The sequence below is a fragment of the Clostridium sp. YIM B02555 genome, from assembly GCF_022320955.1.
In the GTDB taxonomy this organism is placed as follows: Bacteria; Bacillota; Clostridia; order Clostridiales; family Clostridiaceae; genus Clostridium; species Clostridium saccharoperbutylacetonicum.
The window spans coordinates 24,683-48,359 of sequence record NZ_JAKJJY010000001.1; the positions used below are offsets into that span (position 1 = coordinate 24,683).

Below are 23,677 nucleotides of genomic sequence, written 5' to 3' on the forward strand. Positions count from 1 at the left end.
GGTTAAATGAAAATAGATCTGAAATGTTAGGTGAAAATTATGATTAGGATATATAGCTTATACGATGGCTGGGATTTAACAGAAATAACAGCAGTATGTAAAAGTGTTGAACTATCAGCCTCAGTTGATCAACCAGCAAGAAAATGCACCTTTACTATGGCTTATTCTTTAACAGATAATAATCAACCAAGAGTTCAAATAGGACCTGGAACCTTAATTAGTATTATTGAAGAAGATTATGGAGAAATTTTTAGAGGAGAAGTTGTAGATAGAACTTTAACAAGTTCTAGTCAGGAGGAGTCCTTTACTTGTTATGATTATATGAGATTTCTTATGAAGTCCTCAACTAGTATGAGTATTAAGAATATGCCTCCAGAAGGCGTTGCAACTAAAGCTTGTGAAGAAGTTAATATAACGCCAGGGGAGATAATCGCAACTGGAATGCCTATAAATAGGCTTTGTCCAAATAAGACTTACTATAACATAATTATGGAATGCTATAGTGAAGCTAGTAAGCAAAATGGAAAACAATATATTCCCATAATGAGAGCAGATAAGTTAAGCATAATTGAAAAAGGGCAGATCATTTCAAATTATGTTATTCAATCAAGTAAGGATGATACTTACAACAATAATTTGATTGATATGACTTATAAGGATTCTTTAGAGAATATGGTAAACAGAGTTGTAATTTTTGATGCTAATAATAATTATGTGGATAAAGTAGAAAACTCAAGCCTTGTTAGCAGTTATGGAATTTTTCAAGACTCTTATTCAATAGAAGATGATAAGGATCCATATAATGTAGCTCAAAATAAATTATATGCTTTTGATGAAGAAATTGAACTTGAAGCTCTTGGAAATTATAGTTGCTTAACAGGCTATGCAGTTAAAACTAAGATCTGGTATCTAGGTTTGCTTAATAATGCAACAGTATACATTAATGCTGATGCTCATACTTGGGAATGTGGAACTGGAAAATATACTATGAAGCTTACAGTGAGTTTAAGTAACAAAATGGATTTACAGGAGGTTGATAGCTAATGGACCCTTATGTAAAAATGCTTAATTTAATGAAAACTAAAGGTGCAGAAAGTAATTCACCAACTATTAATATAGGTAAAATTATAGCTCCTCCACCTGAAATAATAATTCAAACTAATGATTTGCAGCTCTATAAGGATGACATTGTAATATCAGAAAGCTTAGTGGATTATAAGCAGGAAATAAGCATAAGCAGTGCTGCTAGTGGAGGTGTTTCCTGTGGGGGACAGCTTCAAAATATTAATATAGGGAAGCAAGAAATGCAATTTCATAAAATATTAAAAGTAGGAGATGAGGTTGCAGTGCTTCCTACAGCAGATAATCAAACCTGGGTAGTTCTTTGTAAGGTGGTGAGATTATAAATATGAACAGTGTATTACCAAAAGCAAATTTAAATTTATCAACAGTAATTGCTTCCTTTTCAGATAAGCAAATAGAAGTAACAATGCCCAAAGAATATGCTTGGGATTTTGATAAAAATGATTTTAAGCTTAAGGATGGAAAATTTCAAATTGTAGAAGGAATAGAAGCTTTAAAGATTTGGATATGGAAAGCATTAAAGACAAGTAGATTAACCTATCCAATTTATAGCAGCACTTATGGACAAGAAATTGAAAAACTAGTAGGTAAAGGGCTAAGCAAAAGCCTTATTGAAAGTGAAGCAAAGAGATTGACTTTGGAATGCTTAAAGGAAAATGAACATATTTTGAACATAAAAAATTTTAAAGTCAGTAAAGAAAAGGATTTATTAAATATTTCATTTACAGCAGTAATTGATTGTGGGGAGGTGAGAATTGATGTATGAAAATAATACTGAAGAAGCTTTGAGAACACAAATGCTTAATGCTATTGATTCTGGAATATCTAAAAGCGAAGGATATTTTGTATACGATGCTATAGCACCAGCAGCAAAGAGGTTAGCCGAATGTTATTCCACATTAGATACAATTTTGAAATTAGTATTTGGAGAGCCAGCACCAGAAATACCAGCTAAGGATTACGATAAATTTATAGATGAAGATGCAGCAAGGCATGGTTTAGAACGTAAGCAAGGGTTTTATTCTGTCGGTAAAGTGACTTTTATAGGTTTAGAAGGTTCAATGGTTTATGAAAATAGTATTGTTCAAACGGTTGAAGGCTTGAAATATAAGGTTACTTCTCAAGGAAAAATTACTGATGGAAAATGTACCCTAGAGATTAAGGCAATGGAATTAGGAGCTAAGTACAATGTACCATCAAATTCTATAGTCCAAATTCCTATTAAAATCAATGGTGTAACAGGTGTTAGTAATTTGGAACCAACTACTAGTGGAACTGATACTGAAACTAGTGAAGAATTATTGAAAAGAATTATAACGAAGGAAAGAGAAGAAAGCAGCAGTGGAAATATTTATGACTATGAAAAATGGGCAATGGAAGTTTCAGGCGTTGAATATGCTAAGGTAAAAGCACTATGGAATGGAAATGGAACTGTGAAAGTAATAGTTGCTGGGGAAAATGGTGCTCAATTAGACGATACTATAATTCAAAAAGTAAAAGCTTATATTGATCCACAAGATGGACTTGGAATTGGTAAAGCTCCTATAGGGGCTACTGTAACGGTTGTTTCTGTTATGCCTATAGATATAAAAGTTAAGATTTCAGGGCTTGTCATAGAAGATAAATATAATTTAGATGATGTTAAGCTTAATATTAAAAAAGCTCTTGAAGATTATTTGAAAAAGGTACCAGCAGGTGGAACAGTAAAAATAAATGCTGTGGAAGCTGTAATAGTCATGACAGAAGGAGTAAATGACATAACGTCAATTAAGATAAATGATGATACTAAAAATATAACTACTTTAGATGAGAATAAGGCAGCTTTGGGAGGCATTGATTATGAGTAAAAATGCAGAAATGTTAAAAAGCTATGTTCCTTATGAAATACAAAACAGTAATGTTTTTAATGAAATATTTAATTCTTATGGAGAAGTGTTTGATAAATTGGGTATAGAGCTTTCAGATTTACTTTTGCAAATATTACCTCAAACTGCAACAGAATGGGGCTTAAACCTTTGGGAAAAAAGAATTGGAATACAAACCAATACTGCTAAAACTATTGAAGAAAGAAGAGCAAGAATTTTAGCCAAACTTAGAAATAAGGGAACAACTACAGTTGAAGTAATAAAGCAAATCTGTAGAAGCTTTGCTTCAGAAGTTGAAGTGATTCAACATAACTCAGATTATTATTTTGAAATAAATCTGTTAAGTAGTGCAGGATTTCCTTATGAATTAGAAAGTATGTATGACAATATAGATATTGTAAAACCAGCTCATCTAGGAACAAAATACAAATTAACATCACTTTCCAAAGCAGAAACTTATTATAGATTGGCAGCAACAACAGGAGAAGTCATAGTAGTTTATCCCTGGATTGCAAGAACAATAAATGCAAATACGAAATTAGAAGTTGGAATAAGTCAAAATAAATCTTCAGAAAGTATGACAATATATCCAAGAAAGGGGAGAAAATAATGTCAGAAAATTTTTATACAATATTAACTGCAACTGGAAAAGCAAAATTAGCAAATTCAGCAGTTCTAGGCAGCAAAGTTAATTTTAAAACCTTAAAAGTAGGAGATGGAAATGGATCGTATTATGAGCCAACAGAAAGTCAGACATCTTTAGTAAGAGAGGTATGGTCAGGAAATGTAAGCTCAATTTCGGTAGATGAAAATAATCCAAATTGGATAGTAGCAGAAACCTTGATACCAGCAACTATTGGAGGGTTCTTCATTAGGGAAGCTGGTATTTTTGATGAGGATGGCGATTTGATTGCCATAAGTAAATTATCAGAAACCTATAAACCAGTGGTTTCTGAAGGAAGCATAAAAGATTTATGCATAAAGATTGTATTGGAAGTTAGTAATGTGTCAAGTGTTACCTTAAAGATTGATCCTACAGTGATTGTAGCTACTAGAAAGGATATTGATATACTTCAAGCTAAAATGGATGCATCAAATGCTCAAACAGCAGAAGAAATAAAGGAATTAGATAGCAAGCTTTCTGAACAGATATCAGAATTGGCTAATAAAATTTCTAATAAAACTGTAGTAACTCCAGCCATAGGATATGGAATGAATAATGTAATTAAGAATGTTGGGGAAACAAGTGTGTCACCTAAGTTCACTATACAAGGTAAGACAGTTATTAATTTACTTGGGAAGGATGGTAATTGTGAGGATGTGAGTAAGTGGCAAACATACCAAGTGACTCCTTCTTTAGATTCAACTAATAAAGTTTTTGGTAGCAATGGAATTAAACTAACTGTAGCATCATTACCAAGTGGATTGATTAGCAAGACTTTAAGTAGTCTAAATATAGACGTTTCAAAGTACTATCTAATAAGCGCATATGTAAAGAATGGCAATGCTACGGGAGGCATTAATATATTAAAGAACAGTGTGGCTGCTAATCCTGTAAATTACTTACCTTCCCAAACAATAACTTCAACATCATCATTTACTAGAATTGGAATAGTAGTTAAGCCATCAGATTTAAGTACTCCATCAATGTTTGGAGTAGAGGTATTTGGAGCAGTTGGTCAGTATGCATATGTGGATGGGATAATGCTAACTGAGGTTACTGCTGATGAATATGCTCAAGGAGCTTCAGCATTATTAGACAAATATCCATACGTTGATTCTTATTCATGTTTACAAAACCCTTATATTGAGGTTAGACATGATAACCTCATAAGAAATGGTAATGGTGAAGAAGGAATTGCTTGGTGGATAAATAATGCAGGTGACCGAGCAAGCTTATCTATAACTAATGGAAAAATGAGAGTGAATAGCACTAGTGGTACAGTATGGTACTATCAGAAATGTAGTGTTAAACCTAATACTAATTACTATTTATCTGGGAATGTGGCTACAGATGGAACAACTACAGCCAAACTAGGTGTTTTCAATATGGAGTTCTCAGCCATGTTTGCTCTCAATGGGAATTTTTTTAATACTGGCTCGTGTACAGAACTAGCAGTATTGCTAGAAGTACTTTCTCCTGGTTATGCAGATTATGACTCTATTATGCTAGTAGAAGGGACAACAGCACCGAATGTATATAAATCTTGTAGAATAGAAAGATGCATTGTGGAAGGGAAATTTGCTAATGGAGATTCTTTAGTATTAGAGAATGGAGAAGTAACTGGACAAATAAACTGGAAGCATAAAACTCTTTATGGCAAAGATTATGATTGGCAATTCTTAGATGATTTTACGGGAGGTAAAAGGCTAGTTATGAGCAATCCGCCTTATATTGTTAGACCTATAGATAATAATGATATGTCTAAAGTAATAGGCGTAAAATATGATGGGAAAATACTTACAACTAAATATGATACTTATACCATAAATGATTGTGTAAATCATACTGGAGTAGGTATTACTGCACCAGACTCAGACACAGGTTGGGCTGAAAGCATCAATCCAAATAATGATGAGGTTAAAGCGTTTATGAATGGGTGGAAGGCTATCTATCAAGATAGTGTTAGATATACGTGTTGGGAGTCTGTAGTTGATAAAACACCATGCCCAGCACATATTTTTTCAACTATATCATCAAGTGGTAGTGGAGCAGTTGTAGCAGTTGCAAATGCCTCAAAATTTGCGGTTGGTGATGCTGTTGCATTATATAATTCAAATACTGGTTTAATTTATGATTCTACTGCTATAGATGCTATGAGTGGAAATAATATAACGCTTCATCAAGGAACGTCATGGACAGCAGGTGATTATATAGTGAAACAAGACACTAGTATATTAAACTACTGCAAAAACAATGTGGCACCAGGTTATGAAGGATACCAACTACACTACAAATTACAAAATCCAGAACCACTTACTGATGTTAATACACATATTCATGGCGATGTTCCTAAATTTGATGTAGGTGAGAACTATTTATATTTGGATTCTGGTATAGTTTTTGGGGAAGTGGTCAATCCTATAAATCCTGGAAATGGTTATTATTACATTAATCAACCCAAATATGCAATTGGTTCAGGGGTGCGAAATCAAAATCCAATTGAAAACATAAATTCAGTATATAAAAATTTGATATTTGATACGGTATGGGCATTTGGTAGTGGTATAAACACCAATGGTAAAATTAGCGCTTATACCTCAGTAGCCAACTTTGACACCTCAGCAACCTACACAGTAGATTATAAGATTCTAGCAACACAATCCCCACAAATAGGGACACTAGCTTGTAGCTATGTATATGACATAATAAGTGTGTTAAATAAAGTGCAAGATGAAGTAAATAATAAGCAGAATAAAGATAGTATCCTTGACCAAGTTGTGGATTTAAGTATATATGAAAAACAGAGTCTTAAATGGTTTGTACCCACACCATATATAACACCATATGAAGTAGTTATATGTGCCTATATCCCAATTACTAGGAAGAAAACTAAACCAATAATATCATTAGATGGTGTAAGTATATATAGTACTGGAATTGGCGGTGATATTACAGCAAAATTTAGTTTAGAAGGTATACTACTATTCGATAATTTGGTCAAAGTATCTTATATAACACATGATTCAAATATAATAACAAATGCTAAGAATTACGGTATACAATTTTCAAACATTAATATAACGGCGGACTGTCGAGGAAGAATTTAGGGGGGCAGAAATATGAATTTAAATTTAGAGAAAACAGATTTAAAAGATGATGTTCTTATAATTACAAATGATGATAATTCTATTAAATGTATTCCAAGAGAAAATGCAACTGAATATGAATTAAGTTTATTTAAAGAATTTGAAGCTGCTTATCCTAATGGTAAACCAGTACCTTTAGTAGAGCCAGTAGCAAGTATGTCAACTGATAGAGAAAGAATAGAAGCTTTAGAAAATTATTTATTAGAAAAAGAAATGGCTGAAACTATAAAATAAAATTGTATATATGAAATGGAGTGATATTAATGACAAAAATGCAGGAACTTTTAGGGAAAATTTTAAAGAATAGGATTGAAAGTGAATTAGTAAAGGATAAAGCAGAACAAAATTTTGCAACTATAAAAGAAACTATGGATATATTTTTAGCTGGAGATAAAATTGCAGCAGATCAGTATGAAGAGTTTACAAATTTGATTAAATCATCAGATAGTACAACTGATAGCTCTGAAACAAAAATTAGTTAATTTAATGTTATCTTAAGATTATTATTATATAAATGTAACATTTGTAGTGTATTATGGTATTAAGAAAGGTGGGTGAGAGAATTGGGAAACCTAATTAAAATTAATCTCTATGCAGAACTTAAAAACAAAAAGCAAAACAAAGTTAACATTAAAAAGATTGAAGAGATTATATTAAATTATAACAGTTGGTTAAGGAATACCAATAGAGAGGACAAAATAGAAAACTATGAGAAGTTTTTACGAGCTCAATAATTATCTTTAAAGGTGGATTAGGCATTAAAGTTTAATCTGCCTTATTTTTTTCTAAAGAAGAAATTGAAAAATTAAGGTAAGTGGTGACCTTAAATTGAAATTCCTAATAAAGAAGTGAATATATATTATAAGAGATTAATTATAAGAAAAGTATAGGAAAATTAGAGAAATTGTATAAGAAATTGATATTTATAAGCCTTATAATAGTAAGTGGGAAGGAAAGATAATTTTCTCCTAAGAAGTTAATACCCTTTTGTTAAAAGACATTTATAGAAATATAGATGTCTTTTTTGTGATTAATTTTTTAAATGCTCTTATATTTAAGGAACATTTTTAAAACTTATTTGAGTGAGGAGGTGGTAATATAAATGATTTATTGTTAGCAATTAAAAATATTATCAAAAACAATTTTCAAGAAAGTAATGTATATAGTGAAGGCAAGGAAGAAAGCTTTAATAAGCCTTATTTTTTTATTAAAATATCAAATTCAAGTGAAGCTAAGGAGCTTAATAGAAGATACAAAAGAAATATAGCTTTTGAGATTAGTTATGTAAGTGATAAGGACAATATTAATGAAGAATATTTAAACAAGGCTGACGAACTATATGAACTTCTAGAAATAGTAGAAAAGGGAGAAAGAAAATTAAGAGCACTTAATATGAATCATGAGGTAAAAGATGGGGTATTATATTTCAAATTTCAATTAGATATCAGTTTAATAAAGAATACTGAAGAAAATAGCATGAAACAATTGGAGGTAGATGTACTTGGAAAATAAGTTTTCTAAAGAACAAATCGTAGCATCTAAACAATTTACAATTAATCAAAAGGATATTCTAAATGCCTTATTAGAGGATAGAGAATATAGCATTGATGAGGTAAGAGAAATAATTAATAATTTTAATAATAAGGAGGCTAAATAAATGGCTGGAGGAACATGGATAAAACAAAATAAAGTAAGAGCAGGGGCTTATATAAATTTTAAGGGTAAATATGATGAAACAGTTGCTAGTGAAAGAGGTATTGTTGGATTACCAATAGTATTACCTTTTGGACCTGAAAAAGAGATTATTGAAATAGATAACAACACAGATTTATTTGAAGTTTTAGGAATTCAAGAAGAGGACGCTTGTCTTTTAATGCTTAGAGAAGCCTTAAAGAAAGCAAATAAAGTATTACTTTATAGAATTAATGGAGGTGTTAAAGCAACTTGCACAGCAGGAGACTTTGTTATTACCTCTAAATTTAGTGGGACTGTAGGAAACGATATTAGAGTTGTAATTCAAAGTAATATTGATGATGCAGGATATTTTGATGTAATTACATTTTTAGGAGATATAAAGGTAGAAGCTCAAAAAGTAAAAACTGCAGCAGACCTCGTTTCAAATAGTTTTGTTGATTTTTCTGGAAAAGGAGATCTTACTGTATCAGCTGGACTTAAGCTTGCAGGAGGGGAAAATAAAACAGCTACAGGTGAAGATTATGCAGACTTCTTAAAAGAATTAGAATTGCATGAATTTAATGTTCTTGCAATGCCAGTTAGTGATTCTTCTATAAAAGCAGTTACTAAAGAGTTTGTAAGAAGATTAAGAGAAGAAGATGGAAGAAAGATACAAGCTGTTTTACCAGATTATAAGGAAGCTGATTATGAAGGAATAATATCAGTTAAAAATGGTGTTTATATTAAAAATAATGTTCATGTATCAAATATAGAAGCTACTTCATATGTAGCAGCTTTAACTGCAAGTGCTGGATATGCAGCTTCAAATACTTATGCTGAATATGAAGGAGCAATTAATGTTGATTGCAAATATTCAGACAGAGAAATAATTACTGCTATTCAAGATGGGGAAATAGTTTTTATTAAAAATGGTGAAAAGATTTTAGTGGAACAAGATATTAATACCTTAAAAACTTTTAGTGATGGTAAAAAGTCTGATTTTAGAAAGAATAGAGTTATTCGAGTTTTAGATGGAATTAATAACAGGATTAAAACAAGATGGGAAGAGGTTTATATTGGTAAGACAAGCAATAATGAAGATGGAAGAAATCTATTTAAAAAAGATGTACTTAAAATTCTAGAAACCTTAGAAAGTGAAGGTGCATTGGAAAATGTAACAATAGATGATATCGACGTAGCTATAGGAGCATCAAAAGATTCGGTTTTAGTTAAGATTAATGCACAACCAGTTGATGCTATGGAAAAAATTTATATGACAGTATATGTATAAGAAGAAAGTGGAGGTAATATAAATGAGTAATTTTTTAAATTATAGTGATACTTTAAGTGGAACAGAAGCAAAGGGATTTATAACTGTGAATGGCAGAAATGAAGAATTATTTTATGCTAAAAAGTTAGAATCAACAGCAGAAAAAACTAAAAAGACAGGAAAGACTTTAGGTAGCAGAGTTGAGCAAAATAAGGCAACAGGCTGGAAAGGAACAGGAACCTTAACGGTTTATTATGTGACATCATTATTTAGAGAAATGATGATCAACTATATTAAAACTGGTAAGGATGTATATTTTGATTTAACAGTTACAAATGAAGATAAATCTTCAACAATTGGAAAACAAACCGTTGTATTAAAGAAATGCAATTTTGATAAGGTGAGCATGGCAATGTTTAATGTGGATGATGAGGTGTTAGAAGAAGAAATGGCCTTCACTTTTGAAGATGTTGATTTATTAGATAAGTTTGGAAAGCCTGTTGTTTCATAAGAAATTAGGCAGTTAAACATAAAATTTTAATAAGTAATTGTAAATGGTCGAGGCTAAATTCTTAGAAATTAATAATTAGATCTCGACCATTAAATCTAAATATAAGAGAGGAAGATGCTATTATGAGTAACAATTTTGAAGAATTTTTAATGGAAAGCTTTGAAGAAACAAGAGAAACAGAAAGAGAAGTGACTTTAGGAGGCAAGAAAAAATTAATGAAATTTAAACCTATATCAGCTGATTTAGGAGATAAATTAAGAAAGAAGAATAGAAAAGTTAAACTTGTGAAGGGCCAAAGGATAATTGAAACAGATCAAGACAACTATATTTCAGATTTAATAATTGAAACAACAACTTGCCCTGATTTAAAAAATTCAAAATTACAAGCTTCATGGGGAGTTATGGGAGCAGTGGAACTTTTGGATGCAATGAAAGCGAAAATGAAGGATGGAGAATTCTCAGAATGGTCAACCATTGTAAGTGAAGTAAATGGCTACGATAAGAGCACAAGTGAATTAGTTGAAGAAGCAAAAAACTAATTAAGGGGGGAGATGGTGAAGCAGCCTATGCTCATTATGCCCTCCACAAGCTGAAAATACTTCCTCATGAATTAATGAAGTTATCTAGACAGGAAAAAGCTTTTGTTTATGCATCAATAGATTTACATGTTGAAAAAGAAAATAAAGAAGCTAAAAGAATAAAAAGTAAAAGATAAAACTAAAAAGGATAACTAGGATTAAAAAAAGAAAAGAGGTGAAAGTATGGGATCAATAGAAATGACAGCAATATCCATGACATCTAATCTTACAGTAAACATAGGACTAATGGATAGCTTCAATAATAAAGTAGATCAGTTAATAAGTGGTGTAGATAAATTAAATAATAGTTTTAGTAGAATAGAAGGAACCTTAAAGGAAATGTGTGGACTGCAATCAGAGCTTTTAAATAAGGAGTCTAGCACAACCAATATTATTAGTCAGCAAATATCCTTAACAAATACCTTACAAATATCAATAAATGAAGCAGCTAAGGAAGAAGAAAATTTAAGTCAAAAAACAAGTAAAACTACAAATATATTTAAAGAACTTGCTGGAAAGCTTAAAGAGGGCTTTAATACTGATTTAGGAATGAAACTTATTAAAAATGGAATAAGTACAACTATTGATGAAGCAGTAAAAATGCAAAATCAAATTATTTCAATGCAAGGAATGCTTGGAAACAAAGAAGCTGGAAAAGCATATTTTAATCATTTACAAAAAGAAGCTAATAATTCAGGATTTGCATTTCAAGATCTACAGGATAATGCGAGAAACTTTATAGGAATTACTAAAAATACAGATAGCCTTGATCAATTGAATAATTTATCAGAAAGATTATCAATAGGTAATACCTCTAAGGGACTTGGTGATGCAGGAAGTGCAATCAAGGATATGATGTCTGGAAAAGGAGATTCACTTAAAGAGAATTTTGGGTTTAATGATGATGATATAGGAATATTAAAAGCAAGTAAGGACATGGATGATTTTACAGCTAAGTTTGATAAATTACTAGACAAAAAAGGTCTTGACTCAGACATGCTCAATACTTTTAATAGTTCACCTACAGCTCAATTTGATAATTTAAAATCAAACCTTGATGCAGGGGTAGGACAAGCAGGACAGGGAATTTTAGAAGCATTTACTCCAGTAATGGCAATGATAAATCAAGCTTTTGCAAATGGATCATTTCAGCCGTTTTTTGCTGCACTTTCAACAGCACTTACAGCTGTATCAGATGCTATAATATTTATTTACAATTTGGCAATCCAAAACTGGCCAATAATTGAATCAATATTAATTGCATTAGGCATATATTTAATAAGTACTGCGATAACCTGTGCTGCAGCATGGCTTATAGCAAATTGGCCTATATTGCTAATAATTGGATTAATTTCGTTACTTATATATGCACTAATTCAATCTGGAGTTACTTGTGAACAAGTATGTGGTTTTATAGGCGCAGCTTTCATGATAGCCTTTGGATATATATATAATGAAATTGCAATGACATGGAATGTAATTGCAAGCTTTGTTGAATTTTTTGCAAATGTATTTAAGCATCCACTATATTCAGTTGAAATGTTATTTGCAAACATTTGGAATTCAATTGTGTCATTTGTTGGTGGAGCATTAGATTATATCGTAGATAAAGCTAAATCTATACCTTTCTTGAAAGATTTATTAGGTGATTTTGAAATAAAGAATTTTAAAATTAATATGCCTCCTCCACCAGATGATTATACTATTATTCCTAAAATGCAGATGAAGGATTTAGGAAATGAAGCTCAATATGGGTACAATGGTGGTTCTAAATTTGGAGCTAGTATGTCAGAACTTAAGGTTGGTTTAGGCGATAATGATATAATAAATAATTTCAATAAAAATCAAGGTAAAGGTGAGCTTCCAATGAATAGTCTTGGAGATAGTGGCCTTACAAGTAACAATCTTGGAAATAATAGTGCTTTAACAGACAATTCAGCAAAGTGTGCTGATAGTCTTAAGAATATGGATAATTCAATAGATATTTCAAATGAGCATTTAGAAATGCTAAGAGATTTAGCAGAGCAGGATAGTATTCAAAACTTTGTAACCTTGACACCAACGGTACAAATCACTACTGGAGACATAAAAGAAGAAGCAGATATTAATAAAATAATATCTCATATAGAAAATTATATGGAAAATGAGTTAGCTAATAGTGCAGAAGGGGTGTATGCATAGTGTATAAGATGTATTTAGAAATTAACGGTGATGAGGAAGGCTTTTTACTCCCTGTACTTCCAGAGAAAATTCAAATTGATGAAGGTGGAGATAATAAGAGTTATAACATAGTGAATCTAGGGGAAGTAAATATAATAAATTTACCTAAACTTACTAAGATTTCTTTTGATAGCTATTTTCCTTTGAATAGAGGTCCTTATGTAAGTTCTGAAAAATTATATGCTCCAAGTGTATATATAAAAAAAATACAAGAATGGCGAAAAAAATGTTGTAAAGTACGATTTATATTTACAGGTAGTACCTTAGATTCAGTATTTAATTCTTCTACAGAGATAAATAATCTTTTCTCAATAGAAAATTTTAAATATGAGGAACATGGAGGAGAAGTTGGGGATATATATTACACTTTAGAATTAAAAAAATATAAGAATTATGCAGCTAAAAAAATTGATATCAAGAAAGATGTGACTGCAGTAACAGCAACTGTTTCTCAAGCTGCCACTAGAGAAAGCAATCCTCCTCAGCCCAAAACTTACACTGTAATTGAAGGTGATACTCTCTGGCATATAGCTAAAAGGTTTTTAAGTGATGGAAATAGATATGGAGAAATAGCAACTTTAAATAATATTTCAAATCCAGATATAATTTATGTTGGACAGGTATTAAACCTTCCATAAAGGAGGAGTATATGCAGATAAATTTAATAATTGATGATAAAAATGGAAATGTATTTGATATCTCTGAATTAGTAGAAGAGGTTGCTTGGAAGACTAAAAGAAAAGGCAGTCCTTCAAGTTTAGATATTAAATTGCTGGAAGATAGCCAGGTTAAAATTAGCAATGGCAACATAATAAGCTTTAAAGTAAATGGCACTAATGTATTTTATGGTTATGTATTTAAAAATAGTGGTGATGATAGCCCAGAAATTAAAATCACAGCTTACGATCAAATTAAATATCTTATGTATAATGATGTTTGTGTTGGAGTTAACAAAAAGGCAAGTGAAATAATTACTGGGATCTTTGAAAAGCTTCAATTAAAGATTGGAACTATTGAGGATACTGGATATGTAATTCCAACGTTTGTAGAAGATGATAAGAAGTATTTAGATATTATTTATAGTGCTTTAGATAAGACTATAGTTTCTAATACGAAAATGTTTGTTTTATATGATGATTATGGATATTTAAATCTCAGAGATATCAACAATATGAGGCAAGAAGTTGTAATAGCAGATGATAGCAATTTAGGAAATTATGATTGGGAAAGTTCAATTGAAGAAAGCTATAACTGCATAAAATTTGTTAGAGATAATGAAGAAACTAAAGGAAGAGATGTGTATATTGGACAGGATTCTCAAAATATTGCTAATTGGGGTAAATTACAACTTTTTAAGAAGGTTGATAGCAAGTTAAATAAAGCTCAAATAGAAGAAATGGTTATGGGAAATTTAAAGCTCAAAAATAAAGAAACTAAAAAGCTTAAACTTAAAGATGTTCTAGGAACAGAAACAAACTTAGATTTAAAGCTTAGAGGTGGTGCTGGAGTCTATGTGATTATTAAGAAAAGGAACATAGCTCAGTATTATTTAATTGAAGAAGCTACTCACAAGTTTTCTAAAAATGAGCATACAATGGATTTTGATTTGAAGGTGGTGTAAAAATGTTAGAATTGATAAAACAAGCAAGTGTTAATGCCATAAATGCAAGTAATCCATTAGATATTGAATTTGGAACAGTCACAGATGCTGAAAACATTACTATAAAAATAAGCCAGAAAAAAATACTACCAAAAGAGTTCTTTGTTGTGCCTGAAAGTTTAACCAGATATGAGGTGACTTTAAAAAATAGCAAAGTTGCTGATGGAACCTCTGAATTAGATAAATTGGTCATAAGAGAAGGCTTAAAAATAAATGATACGGTAATATTATTAAAAATCGAAAGTGGAGCAAGGTATTTAATACTTGATAAGGTGGTGAAATAATGAGTTATGTAAGTATACTGCCACAAGGTGCCATTATAGATAATCTAGAAATTAAAGATGAAGCTGAGATGCCTAGTAAAACCTACAAAATTAAAGATAATAAAATAGTTGGATTTTGCGATGGCAAGGAGGCCTTAGAACAAACAATATATTTTATATTAAACACAGAAAGATATAATTATTTGATTTATTCCAATAGTTATGGAAGTGAACTTAATATCATATCTGAATTAGATAGAGATATAGCAAAAAGTGAATTAAAGAGGAGAATTTCAGAAGCCATACTCCAAGATGATAGAGTTAAGGACGTTGGTAATTTTGAATTTTCCTATAGTGAAGACAGTGTATTAGTAAAATTCACTGTTTTTTCTATTTATGGGGATATAGAGATAGAAAAGGAGGCAGGCTGATGTTTGAAGTAAAGGAAGAAGATATATTAAACAGAATGCTGGAAAGCATACCCAAGAACATAGATAAAAGAAAAGACAGCAGTTTAATTTATAATGCCTTAGCTCCAGCTGCACAGGAAGTAGCAAAAATAAGAAGTGATATGGATAGATTTCTAAGCTATAGCTTCGCTTCTAAAGATATGCCTGAAGAATATTTGGATTTAAAAGCAATGGAATATGGACTTACAAGAAAGCCAGCGACATATGCAGTAAAGCTTGGAATTTTTACAGATGCAGATGGCAATTTAATGGATATACCACTAAATTCAAGGTTTTCTATAGATAAGATCAATTATGAAGCAATAGAAAAAATTGATAAAGGCAAATATAAAATGAAATGTGAAACTCTAGGGGCTGTAGGAAATTATCCAACAGGAACTTTATTGCCAATTGAATATGTTGAGGGGCTTGGAACAGCTAAACTTAATGAAAGCTTAGAGTCAGGTATAGAAGTTGAAGATAATGAAAAATTATTTAATAGGCTTATGTTAAAAATAAAGACACCAGCTACAAGTGGAAATAAATATCATTATTTGAATTGGGCGTTGGCAGTTGACGGAGTAGGAGCAGCTAAGGTATTTCCACTTGCAGATGGACCAGGGACAGTAAAAGTTGTAATAGCAGATTCAGATAAAAAAGCGGCTTCAAGTGAGCTTGTAGAAAAGACAGATACTTATATAGAAGAGTTACGACCTATTGGAGCTAACGTGACTGTTGTAAGTGCAATTGAAAAGCCTATAAATATTACTGCTGATGTAAGCATAATAAAAGGAGTAAATTTAGCAAATGTTCAAGCAGAATTTAGCAACCTGCTTACAGAATATCTCAAAAGTATTGCTTTTGATACAGAATATATAAGCATAGCTAAGATTGGGAATATTCTTCTTAGTACTGCAGGGGTTATAGATTACAAAAATTTAAAAGTAAATGGAGAGTTAGCTAATATAGCCTTAGATAACGAAGATATTGCAGTTTTAGGTACTGTAAATTTAGGGGTGATATAGGTGAAAATAAGTGAAGTTAATTATTTTGAACTTGCTCCAACTTCTGAAGATTTAGAAAAATATTCTCTAGATCTAACAAAATATGTACCACCTTTTGTATGTCAAATTCATGAAATGAAGGCTTTATATGATGTACAAGGTAAAGAATTAGGTGATCTCAATTATTATATTAGTGATTTATTAAAACAGTGCTTTATTGATACTGCTACTTGGGGACTTATTTTTTGGGAAGATGAATATGGCATAGAAACCAACCTAAGTTTAAGTTATGAGCAAAGAAGAGAAATTCTTAAGGCTAAAAAACGTGGACAGGGTACAACTACAAAAGCAATGCTAAAAAATGCAGCAGAAGCCTTTAGTGGTGGAGAAGTAAGTATAATTGAGGACAATGAAAATTACTTATTTATTATACAGTTTGTTGGGGTTAAAGGTATCCCACAAAATATGCAAGCGTTTATGAATATGCTAGAAGATATTAAGCCAGCACATCTCACCTATAACTTTAAATATACCTATACAATTTGGAATTTCATAATGGAAAAAAAGCTAACTTGGAACAATATAAAAACAAAAAATTGGGAAGAGCTTAAAATATATGAATAGGGGAGGAGAATATAAATGCAATTAACAAATAATTATAAGTTGAAAAAGCCAGATGGAACTGATGTAGTAAATATTGATGATTTTAATAGTAATGCAGATATTATAGATAATGCACTAAAAGCACATGATACGCAATTGTCAGATATTGTGTACCAAACTGCTGGTGGAACAGGAACTACATTAACTGTAACAATCAAAGGAACATTAGTGAATGGATATCCAATTACTTTTATAGCAAGTGCAAATAATAGTGGAGCTGCAACAACTATAAATGGAAAGAAATTATATAAACCAGGAACAACAACAGCACCTAATTTAATAGCTGGGAAGGCATATACAGTTTGGTATAACCAAGCAGGTGATTGTTTTTTTATCAAAGCTAGTGCTGAAGGTGATGCAGTTGCTACCAATGTACTAGCAGGAAAGAAATTTAGTAATGACAATGATACTGGATTAGTAGGAACTTTAGATTTAAGTAATTTAGTAAGTGGAAATATAAAAAGTGGTGTAACAATTAATGGTGTTAGTGGAAAATCAAGCGTTGTAGATACAGCAGATTCTAATGCATCAGCAGGACAAATATTAAATGGAGTAAGTGCTTATATAAATGGGAATAAGATTACAGGCAATATGCCTAATCACAGTGGAGTAGATAGTCCTGCAAACAGCATAGCTGGAACTGGTGCTGGTAGAATATATGTAAGGCCACAAGCAGGGTATTATGATGGCTCAGTTGCTTCATATGTGGATGATGGAAACTATAATCCGGCAAATATTGTAAGTGGTAAAAGTATATTTGGATTATGGGGTAGTGCTAGGCAAATTGCAAGCGGTGTAGCGCCCGCTTATGATGGTCAAGAGGCGTGGTACTATCCAACTGTTGGTGGTGGTTCTACAAGCATAAAACTGTCTTCATGTACTGTAAGCGGCTTAACTTTTACTCCATCTTTTATTTATATAATTTCTACCGCAGTTCAAAATGGTACTGTATATTATATAGGATCAACGATATATGATAATTATAGTAATAACGGACTTTATAAACCCGTTGTATTACTTTCACATGGAGAGTATGCTGTAAAAGGAAATGTGACACCAATAAGTGTAACAAGCACAGGGTTCCGCTTGCCTCTTTACGGTAGTGGCACTGCATATTGGATAGCTATTTCTTAATGAATTATATTTTAGGAAGGGAATGTGATTTAAATGAAAACATTATTAATTTATGACGACACAGGATTTATTTATGTACAAATAACTGGTAGTTATAGAACTCCAGAAGGTGCATTACAATTTATTGAAATTGAAATTCCGAAAGGTAAAATAATAACTGGTGTAGATATTAGTGCCACTCCCCATGCACCGATATTTGAAGATATACCTAAAACAGATTTAGAAAAAACACAAGATCAATTGTTAGAAACTCAAGCACAATTAGCAAATTTACAAGAACAAATATTATTAAAAGAAAATGGAGGTAAGTAAAATGAGTTCAATTATGGAAAATCTTATTAATAACAAATTTTATGAAACTAAGGATGATGTAGAAAAGAAGTTAGGTGTATTCTTTGCATTTAATGTAATCTCACAAGATGAATATACAAAGTTAATGCAATTGACAGAAACCAAATAGCAAACAACTGATACAACTAAGGATTCTAATACAACTAATAGTGCATCATAGGAGAAAATGGTGACAAAAAGCTACCTTGCTACGGATAAATAAAAACTATTAAATAACGAAGTAACTATATATTATAAGTAATTAATTATAAGAAAAGTATATGAAAATTAGATAAATTGTATAAGAAACTGATATTTATAAGTCTTATAATAGTAAGTGGGAACAAAAGATAAATTCTTCTTATAAAAAAATAACAAATTGGAATTAAAGTTATTTCTAATTTGTTATTTTTTATGCATTAAAATTCTCAATACCCACTTAAAAAGTATCTGGCATATATAAGCTAGATACTTTTTGTTTAGATATAAAAAATTAAAATTCTAAGTGAGAAGTATGAAAGATAGAAAAACTTATTAATTAAAAATAAAAAGAACTTATAAATGAGTTCTTTTTATAAAATATATAAATGTTTTGGGAGGTAAGAAAATGGAAGTGAAAATTAAAGATTTAACACAAGTAGTTCCAGATCCTGCTGATTTAGTTTTAATCAGCCAAAATGAAAATTTAAGAGGTTCAGTGTTAGGAGATATTAGGGATAAGGAGCTAAGGGCAGAAGTTGAAACTGCAAGAGGAACTTATGCAGATTTAGGAAGCAGATTAAATGGAATTGATTTTTCGCTATTAAATTTAGAGAAAGAAATCAATCCTATTGATTGTGGAACATTTTAATGATATTTAAAAAGAAAGAGAGTGATGTAAAAATGGCACAAACATTAAAAATTAAAAGAGGAAATAATATAAATTTAAAAGGATTAACCTTAGAAGCTGGTGAGCCGGCCTTTGTATTAGATTCGGGAAAACTATATATAGGGAATGGTTCTGATAAAGTTTTAATTAACCAAGATATACCATCAAATTCAGAGAGTACAGATAAGTTAAAAACAGCAAGAACTATTTCTTTAACTGGAGATGTGACAGGAAGTGTTTTGTTTGATGGAAGTAACGATGTGACAATAGTGACTTCAGAAAAAGCTTCAGGTGTAACAGCTGGAATTTATACAAAGGTTAAAGTTGATGAAAAAGGAAATGTTATTGATGGAACAAACATTACTGCCGTTGATGTAGGTCTTGGAAATGTAACAAATGAATCAAAGGAAACAATGTTTACTAATCCAGTTTTCACTGGTATTCCATTAGCTACAACTGCAGCTGATGGAACTAATACAAAACAAATTGCAACTACAGAATTTGTGACTAATGCCATAGTAAATAAGACTAGTGTATCTGGAAATGCTGGAACAGCTACAAAATTAGAAACTGCAAGAATAATAGCCTTAACTGGGGATGTAGTTGGAGCAGCTAGCTTTGATGGGTCAACTGATATTTCAATAGTAGCCGCTATAAATAATATAGATGGTGGAACATTTTAATTAAAAACGTATAGGAGGAGAAGAAAATGGCAAATAAAATACAGATAAAAAGAGGATTAAAAGCAAATTTACCACTTTTAGATGTTGGAGAACCAGCATTTACAACTGATACAAAAGAATTTTTTATTGGTGATGGTATAAGTAATATAGATTTTGCTAAACAATCAGATTTAGAAATAACTAATTCACAAGTTCAAGATTTATCATTTAAATTAGCTGGTGGGACAGCTAATGTAATAACTCTTTCAATGCAGCCGTTAACTGATGGTTATTCTAAAACTTTTATTGCAAGTGCTAATAATGCTGGAGCTGCAACCAAAATAAATGGAAAACCATTATATAAACCTAATACAACTGTAGCACCAAATTTAATTTCAGGAAAGGCATATACAATTTGGTATAACAAAGCAGGTGACTGTTTTTTTATCAAAGCTAGTGCAGAAGGTGATGCGGTAGCTGCCAATGTACTAGCTGGAAAGAAATTTAGTAATGACAATGATACTGGATTAGTTGGAACATTAGATTTAGGTAACTTAGTAAGTGGCAATATAAAAAGTGGTGTAAATATTAATGGTGTACAGGGTAAATCAAGTGTTGTAGATACAGCAGATGCTAATGCATCAGCAGGACAAATATTAAATGGAGTAAGTGCTTATATAAATGGGAATAAGGTTATAGGTAACATCCCAGCAATACCAGGTGGTACACCTCCAAATAATGTTGCTTATTGGGCACCGAACACAAACGGTAATACGTATGCAAAAGTGCATTTTTTGCCCCCTAGAGGTTATTATGATGGCACTTCATGGCTTAGCCAGGATATGCCTGATTTGTTGGCACAAAATATTGTAGCTGGTAAAAATATATTTGGAGTAGCTGGAAGTGCAAATCAATCAATACACGCATCTGGAAGTTTAAAAGTTGCAAAATCAGCACAAAGTTCAGTTGTAAATATTGGATGGAAGCCAAATGTTATTGTTATATCTTATGGCTTTTCATGGAGTAGCGGTAGTACATATAGTTCTTCCCAAGGGACTATTATTATCGAACAGACTAGTTTGGGATTATATAATGTATTTGGGGGGTCAAACTATTTGTCATCTAGTGACGGGAGAGACCATAATTACCCTGCTTATGGGTCAACAAATAATTCAACTGTTCCAATAACATCAGAACTTATAAGTTACGATGGTTATGGTAACATTACTTTTAAGTCAAATTCAAATGCAGATGTAACATATAATTATAGGTGTTATTCTTAAATAAGAGAAATGATATGAAAACATTATTTGTAGAATAATCATCATATAAAGAATATAAGCAATAAATTAGCACAAATAAGTGCTTTTTTATTGCCAATTTTTATGTACAAATTCACATTTTAAAACCGTAAGGAAAGGAGGCTTTGCCTATGAATGAAGAATTAATGAAAGATAAATTAGAAACTCATGATAATCGCTTAAATAATCATGGTTGTAGAATAGATAAATTAGAGCAGGATAGTGCTAGTTTCAAAATAGAAATAAAAAACTTATGTGATAATTTAAAAGCCTTAACGAGTGTGCTAAAAGGTCTTATTGGACTTGGAGCAACAACGTTTGTAGGCTTTTTTATTTATTCTATTGAAAAATTGATGAAATAAAAATATAGAAGCTTAAATGTTATCAGATAAAGAGCTGTGATTGTAGCATTTCTTTATCTGATAACAAAATTTAGAGAGGATGGATTTAAGATGATAAAAGCATTAATAGCAATTTTAATAAAGTTAGCAGAAGCTAGGTTTGAAAAAGCAGGAGTGGAGACTTTAATTTTAAAGAATGAAAGTTACATCAAGGTTGCTAAACAAATATGGTATATGATAGATGAAAATTTTAGAATTAGTACAATTGTAGAAGAAAAATTGAAATCAAAGGTAGACTTGTTTAATGAAGCTATATTGAAAAAATTCCCAGAATTAAGTCAAGAAGATGTTGATAATTTAAGACAAGCTATAGCGGGAGAAATTAATCAAGGCAAGGAAGAGGTAATAAAAAATTCAGAAATTATAAAACAACTAACTGAAGAAAATTCTAATTTAAAAGCACAAAATGAAAATCTTTTAAGTGAATTAAACAATGTTAAATCAGCGCTTCCAGTAGTTTAACTTAAAGAAAAATTTTCTTTGTAAACTCAAATTTTAGATAAACATATGTAAATACTTTTCATATTATATATTGAAATTATCAGTTCTCACTACTCAATTCTCAATTATAGCCCAAATTATAATGTGATTTTTGAAATTGGCAATAAATAAGTATTTTTACAACGTATATATTTATAAAGGGGTGGATTATAATGAAAAATATAAAAGGAATAGATATATCTAATAACAATGGGGAAATAAACTTTAATGAAGTAGCAAATGACGGAGTTGAGTATGTTTATGTAAAAGCTACAGAAGGCACAACTTTTCAGGACCTCACTATGGAAGAGTTTTATACTGAATGCAAAAATAATGGTTTAAAGGTTGGAGCCTATCACTTCTTAGTTGGCACAAGCTCACCTGAAACACAGGCAGCTAATTTCTATAACAAAATAAAAGCTTATGAATGGGACTTGGTTCCTATGATGGATATAGAGACAAATTTTGAAGCTTTATCTGATTATGTTATTAGATTTATTAGTACTTTTAATCAGATTAGTCCTTTGAAATTAGGAATCTATAGCTATACAAGTTTTTTAACTTATATAAGTGACATTAGTGATACTATTGAAAATATGCCTTTCTGGGAAGCTAATTATAATAATGATCCTTGGAATCTGCCAGATAATTTTTTTGCCAACAGAATAGGGCATCAATATACTGAATTAGGCATTATTAATGGGGTGGCTTCTAAATGTGATATAAATGTATTTACAGAGGCTGCATTAATTAGTGATCAAATAAATCCTGGTGTATGGTTAGAAGATGCACCTACTGGCAAGTGGTGGTATAAACATTCAGATGGAAGTTATACCAAGAGCGGCTGGGAAAAGATTAATGGTAAATGGTATGTATTTGATTCGGATGGATGGATGATTTATGATTGGAAGAAAGATGGAATCAACTGGTATTATATGGGCAACAGTGAGGATGGCGCTATGAAAACAGGCTGGGTGCTTTTAGAAAATAAATGGTACTATTTCAATGAAAGTGGAGCTATGCAAACTGGCTGGCAAAAAATAGATGGTGAATGGTACTATTTAGATCACACTGGAGCTATGCAGACAGGCTGGATACATGATGATGGTAAAGATTATTTAATGTATTCCAATGGTATGATGGCTCATGATTGTGAACTTTATGGCTACAGCTTTTCAAGCAATGGTGTTGCAACTAAACTATCTTAGAATATAAGTTTAAAGAAAAAGCAAATTAAAATATCTAAGGAAAATTCTTAGCATAGTTTAATTTGCTTTATTTTTATAGATATCCAAATTAATACTCAAACTTATAAATGGAATATGTATATACTCTTGAGAAATTAAAATTACAACACTACACTAGAAATCTGATACATTTTTCTGGAAGCAGGCATGTGAAATTGAGCTGATGATGGTTATTAGTGGAAGGTTGTTTCATTTCTGCTTGTC

The 23,677-nt window shown here is 31.0% G+C and carries 30 protein-coding genes; all 30 read left to right on the top strand.

What is annotated here, in order from left to right:
- Positions 1–39 precede the first annotated feature (39 nt).
- The gene (locus tag L3B98_RS00135) at positions 40–1,044 is read left to right on the top strand and encodes a terminase (protein WP_238915088.1); all 1,005 of its coding nucleotides are present in this window, start codon (positions 40–42) and stop codon (positions 1,042–1,044) included.
- Positions 1,044–1,406: a DUF2577 domain-containing protein gene (locus tag L3B98_RS00140; RefSeq protein ID WP_238915089.1), complete on the top strand. Its 363-nt coding sequence runs from the start codon at positions 1,044–1,046 to the stop codon at positions 1,404–1,406. Before L3B98_RS00135 ends, L3B98_RS00140 begins: the two co-directional genes overlap by 1 nt.
- Before the next feature lie 2 nt (positions 1,407–1,408).
- Positions 1,409–1,849: a DUF2634 domain-containing protein gene (locus L3B98_RS00145; RefSeq protein WP_238915090.1), complete on the top strand. Its 441-nt coding sequence runs from the start codon at positions 1,409–1,411 to the stop codon at positions 1,847–1,849.
- Positions 1,842–2,930, top strand: a complete 1,089-nt coding sequence (locus L3B98_RS00150; protein ID WP_238915091.1) for a baseplate J/gp47 family protein — start codon at positions 1,842–1,844, stop codon at positions 2,928–2,930. The genes L3B98_RS00145 and L3B98_RS00150 overlap by 8 nt, the downstream gene beginning before the upstream one ends.
- Positions 2,923–3,558 (top strand): putative phage tail protein, encoded by a 636-nt coding sequence (locus tag L3B98_RS00155; protein WP_238915092.1) that lies wholly within the window; start codon positions 2,923–2,925, stop codon positions 3,556–3,558. The genes L3B98_RS00150 and L3B98_RS00155 overlap by 8 nt, the downstream gene beginning before the upstream one ends.
- A complete protein-coding gene (locus L3B98_RS00160) occupies positions 3,558–6,719 on the top strand; it encodes a phage tail protein (protein WP_238915093.1) in 3,162 nt (1,053 codons plus the stop codon). The genes L3B98_RS00155 and L3B98_RS00160 overlap by 1 nt, the downstream gene beginning before the upstream one ends.
- A gap of 12 nt (positions 6,720–6,731) precedes the next feature.
- Complete coding sequence (locus L3B98_RS00165; RefSeq protein WP_238915094.1) at positions 6,732–6,992, top strand: hypothetical protein; 261 nt, start codon at positions 6,732–6,734, stop codon at positions 6,990–6,992.
- A gap of 29 nt (positions 6,993–7,021) precedes the next feature.
- Positions 7,022–7,240: a hypothetical protein gene (locus L3B98_RS00170; protein ID WP_238915095.1), complete on the top strand. Its 219-nt coding sequence runs from the start codon at positions 7,022–7,024 to the stop codon at positions 7,238–7,240.
- An 81-nt stretch (positions 7,241–7,321) separates the two neighbouring features.
- On the top strand, positions 7,322–7,492 hold the full coding sequence (locus L3B98_RS00175) for a hypothetical protein (RefSeq protein ID WP_238915096.1): 171 nt from the start codon (positions 7,322–7,324) through the stop codon (positions 7,490–7,492).
- Between the two features lie 376 nt (positions 7,493–7,868).
- Positions 7,869–8,270, top strand: a complete 402-nt coding sequence (locus L3B98_RS00180) for a DUF6838 family protein (protein ID WP_238915097.1) — start codon at positions 7,869–7,871, stop codon at positions 8,268–8,270.
- The gene (locus tag L3B98_RS00185) at positions 8,260–8,415 is read left to right on the top strand and encodes a hypothetical protein (RefSeq protein WP_238915647.1); all 156 of its coding nucleotides are present in this window, start codon (positions 8,260–8,262) and stop codon (positions 8,413–8,415) included. Before L3B98_RS00180 ends, L3B98_RS00185 begins: the two co-directional genes overlap by 11 nt.
- On the top strand, positions 8,416–9,723 hold the full coding sequence (locus L3B98_RS00190; protein ID WP_238915098.1) for a phage tail sheath family protein: 1,308 nt from the start codon (positions 8,416–8,418) through the stop codon (positions 9,721–9,723). It abuts the gene before it with no gap.
- A gap of 22 nt (positions 9,724–9,745) precedes the next feature.
- Positions 9,746–10,213: a phage tail tube protein gene (locus L3B98_RS00195; RefSeq protein ID WP_015390883.1), complete on the top strand. Its 468-nt coding sequence runs from the start codon at positions 9,746–9,748 to the stop codon at positions 10,211–10,213.
- A gap of 122 nt (positions 10,214–10,335) precedes the next feature.
- Positions 10,336–10,752, top strand: coding sequence for a phage XkdN-like protein (locus L3B98_RS00200; protein ID WP_015390884.1), 417 nt, complete (start codon positions 10,336–10,338; stop codon positions 10,750–10,752).
- Between the two features lie 222 nt (positions 10,753–10,974).
- The gene (locus tag L3B98_RS00205; protein ID WP_238915099.1) at positions 10,975–12,972 is read left to right on the top strand and encodes a tail length tape measure protein; all 1,998 of its coding nucleotides are present in this window, start codon (positions 10,975–10,977) and stop codon (positions 12,970–12,972) included.
- The gene (locus tag L3B98_RS00210; protein ID WP_238915100.1) at positions 12,972–13,649 is read left to right on the top strand and encodes a LysM peptidoglycan-binding domain-containing protein; all 678 of its coding nucleotides are present in this window, start codon (positions 12,972–12,974) and stop codon (positions 13,647–13,649) included. Before L3B98_RS00205 ends, L3B98_RS00210 begins: the two co-directional genes overlap by 1 nt.
- A gap of 11 nt (positions 13,650–13,660) precedes the next feature.
- Positions 13,661–14,632, top strand: a complete 972-nt coding sequence (locus L3B98_RS00215; protein ID WP_238915101.1) for a hypothetical protein — start codon at positions 13,661–13,663, stop codon at positions 14,630–14,632.
- A 2-nt stretch (positions 14,633–14,634) separates the two neighbouring features.
- Positions 14,635–14,955 carry a DUF2577 domain-containing protein gene (locus L3B98_RS00220; RefSeq protein ID WP_238915102.1) on the top strand — a complete coding sequence of 107 codons (321 nt, stop codon included), beginning with the start codon at positions 14,635–14,637 and terminating at the stop codon, positions 14,953–14,955.
- Complete coding sequence (locus L3B98_RS00225; RefSeq protein ID WP_238915103.1) at positions 14,955–15,365, top strand: DUF2634 domain-containing protein; 411 nt, start codon at positions 14,955–14,957, stop codon at positions 15,363–15,365. Before L3B98_RS00220 ends, L3B98_RS00225 begins: the two co-directional genes overlap by 1 nt.
- Entirely contained in the window at positions 15,365–16,408 is a 1,044-nt protein-coding gene (locus L3B98_RS00230) for a baseplate J/gp47 family protein (protein WP_238915104.1), read from the top strand. The genes L3B98_RS00225 and L3B98_RS00230 overlap by 1 nt, the downstream gene beginning before the upstream one ends.
- Entirely contained in the window at positions 16,409–17,011 is a 603-nt protein-coding gene (locus L3B98_RS00235) for a YmfQ family protein (protein WP_238915105.1), read from the top strand.
- A gap of 15 nt (positions 17,012–17,026) precedes the next feature.
- Positions 17,027–18,184, top strand: a complete 1,158-nt coding sequence (locus L3B98_RS00240; RefSeq protein ID WP_238915106.1) for a hypothetical protein — start codon at positions 17,027–17,029, stop codon at positions 18,182–18,184.
- Positions 18,185–18,217: 33 nt separating this feature from the next.
- A complete protein-coding gene (locus L3B98_RS00245; protein ID WP_238915107.1) occupies positions 18,218–18,496 on the top strand; it encodes a hypothetical protein in 279 nt (92 codons plus the stop codon).
- A gap of 1 nt (position 18,497) precedes the next feature.
- A complete protein-coding gene (locus L3B98_RS00250; RefSeq protein ID WP_238915108.1) occupies positions 18,498–18,644 on the top strand; it encodes a hypothetical protein in 147 nt (48 codons plus the stop codon).
- A gap of 477 nt (positions 18,645–19,121) precedes the next feature.
- A complete protein-coding gene (locus L3B98_RS00255) occupies positions 19,122–19,364 on the top strand; it encodes a hypothetical protein (RefSeq protein WP_238915109.1) in 243 nt (80 codons plus the stop codon).
- Positions 19,364–20,065, top strand: coding sequence for a hypothetical protein (locus L3B98_RS00260; RefSeq protein ID WP_238915110.1), 702 nt, complete (start codon positions 19,364–19,366; stop codon positions 20,063–20,065). The genes L3B98_RS00255 and L3B98_RS00260 overlap by 1 nt, the downstream gene beginning before the upstream one ends.
- 26 nt (positions 20,066–20,091) lie before the next feature.
- Positions 20,092–21,327, top strand: coding sequence for a hypothetical protein (locus L3B98_RS00265; protein WP_238915111.1), 1,236 nt, complete (start codon positions 20,092–20,094; stop codon positions 21,325–21,327).
- Positions 21,328–21,476: 149 nt separating this feature from the next.
- Positions 21,477–21,707 carry a hemolysin XhlA family protein gene (locus L3B98_RS00270; protein WP_077360590.1) on the top strand — a complete coding sequence of 77 codons (231 nt, stop codon included), beginning with the start codon at positions 21,477–21,479 and terminating at the stop codon, positions 21,705–21,707.
- A 90-nt stretch (positions 21,708–21,797) separates the two neighbouring features.
- Positions 21,798–22,208 (top strand): hypothetical protein, encoded by a 411-nt coding sequence (locus L3B98_RS00275; RefSeq protein ID WP_238915112.1) that lies wholly within the window; start codon positions 21,798–21,800, stop codon positions 22,206–22,208.
- A gap of 191 nt (positions 22,209–22,399) precedes the next feature.
- A complete protein-coding gene (locus L3B98_RS00280) occupies positions 22,400–23,434 on the top strand; it encodes a GH25 family lysozyme (protein ID WP_238915113.1) in 1,035 nt (344 codons plus the stop codon).
- Positions 23,435–23,677 lie beyond the last annotated feature (243 nt).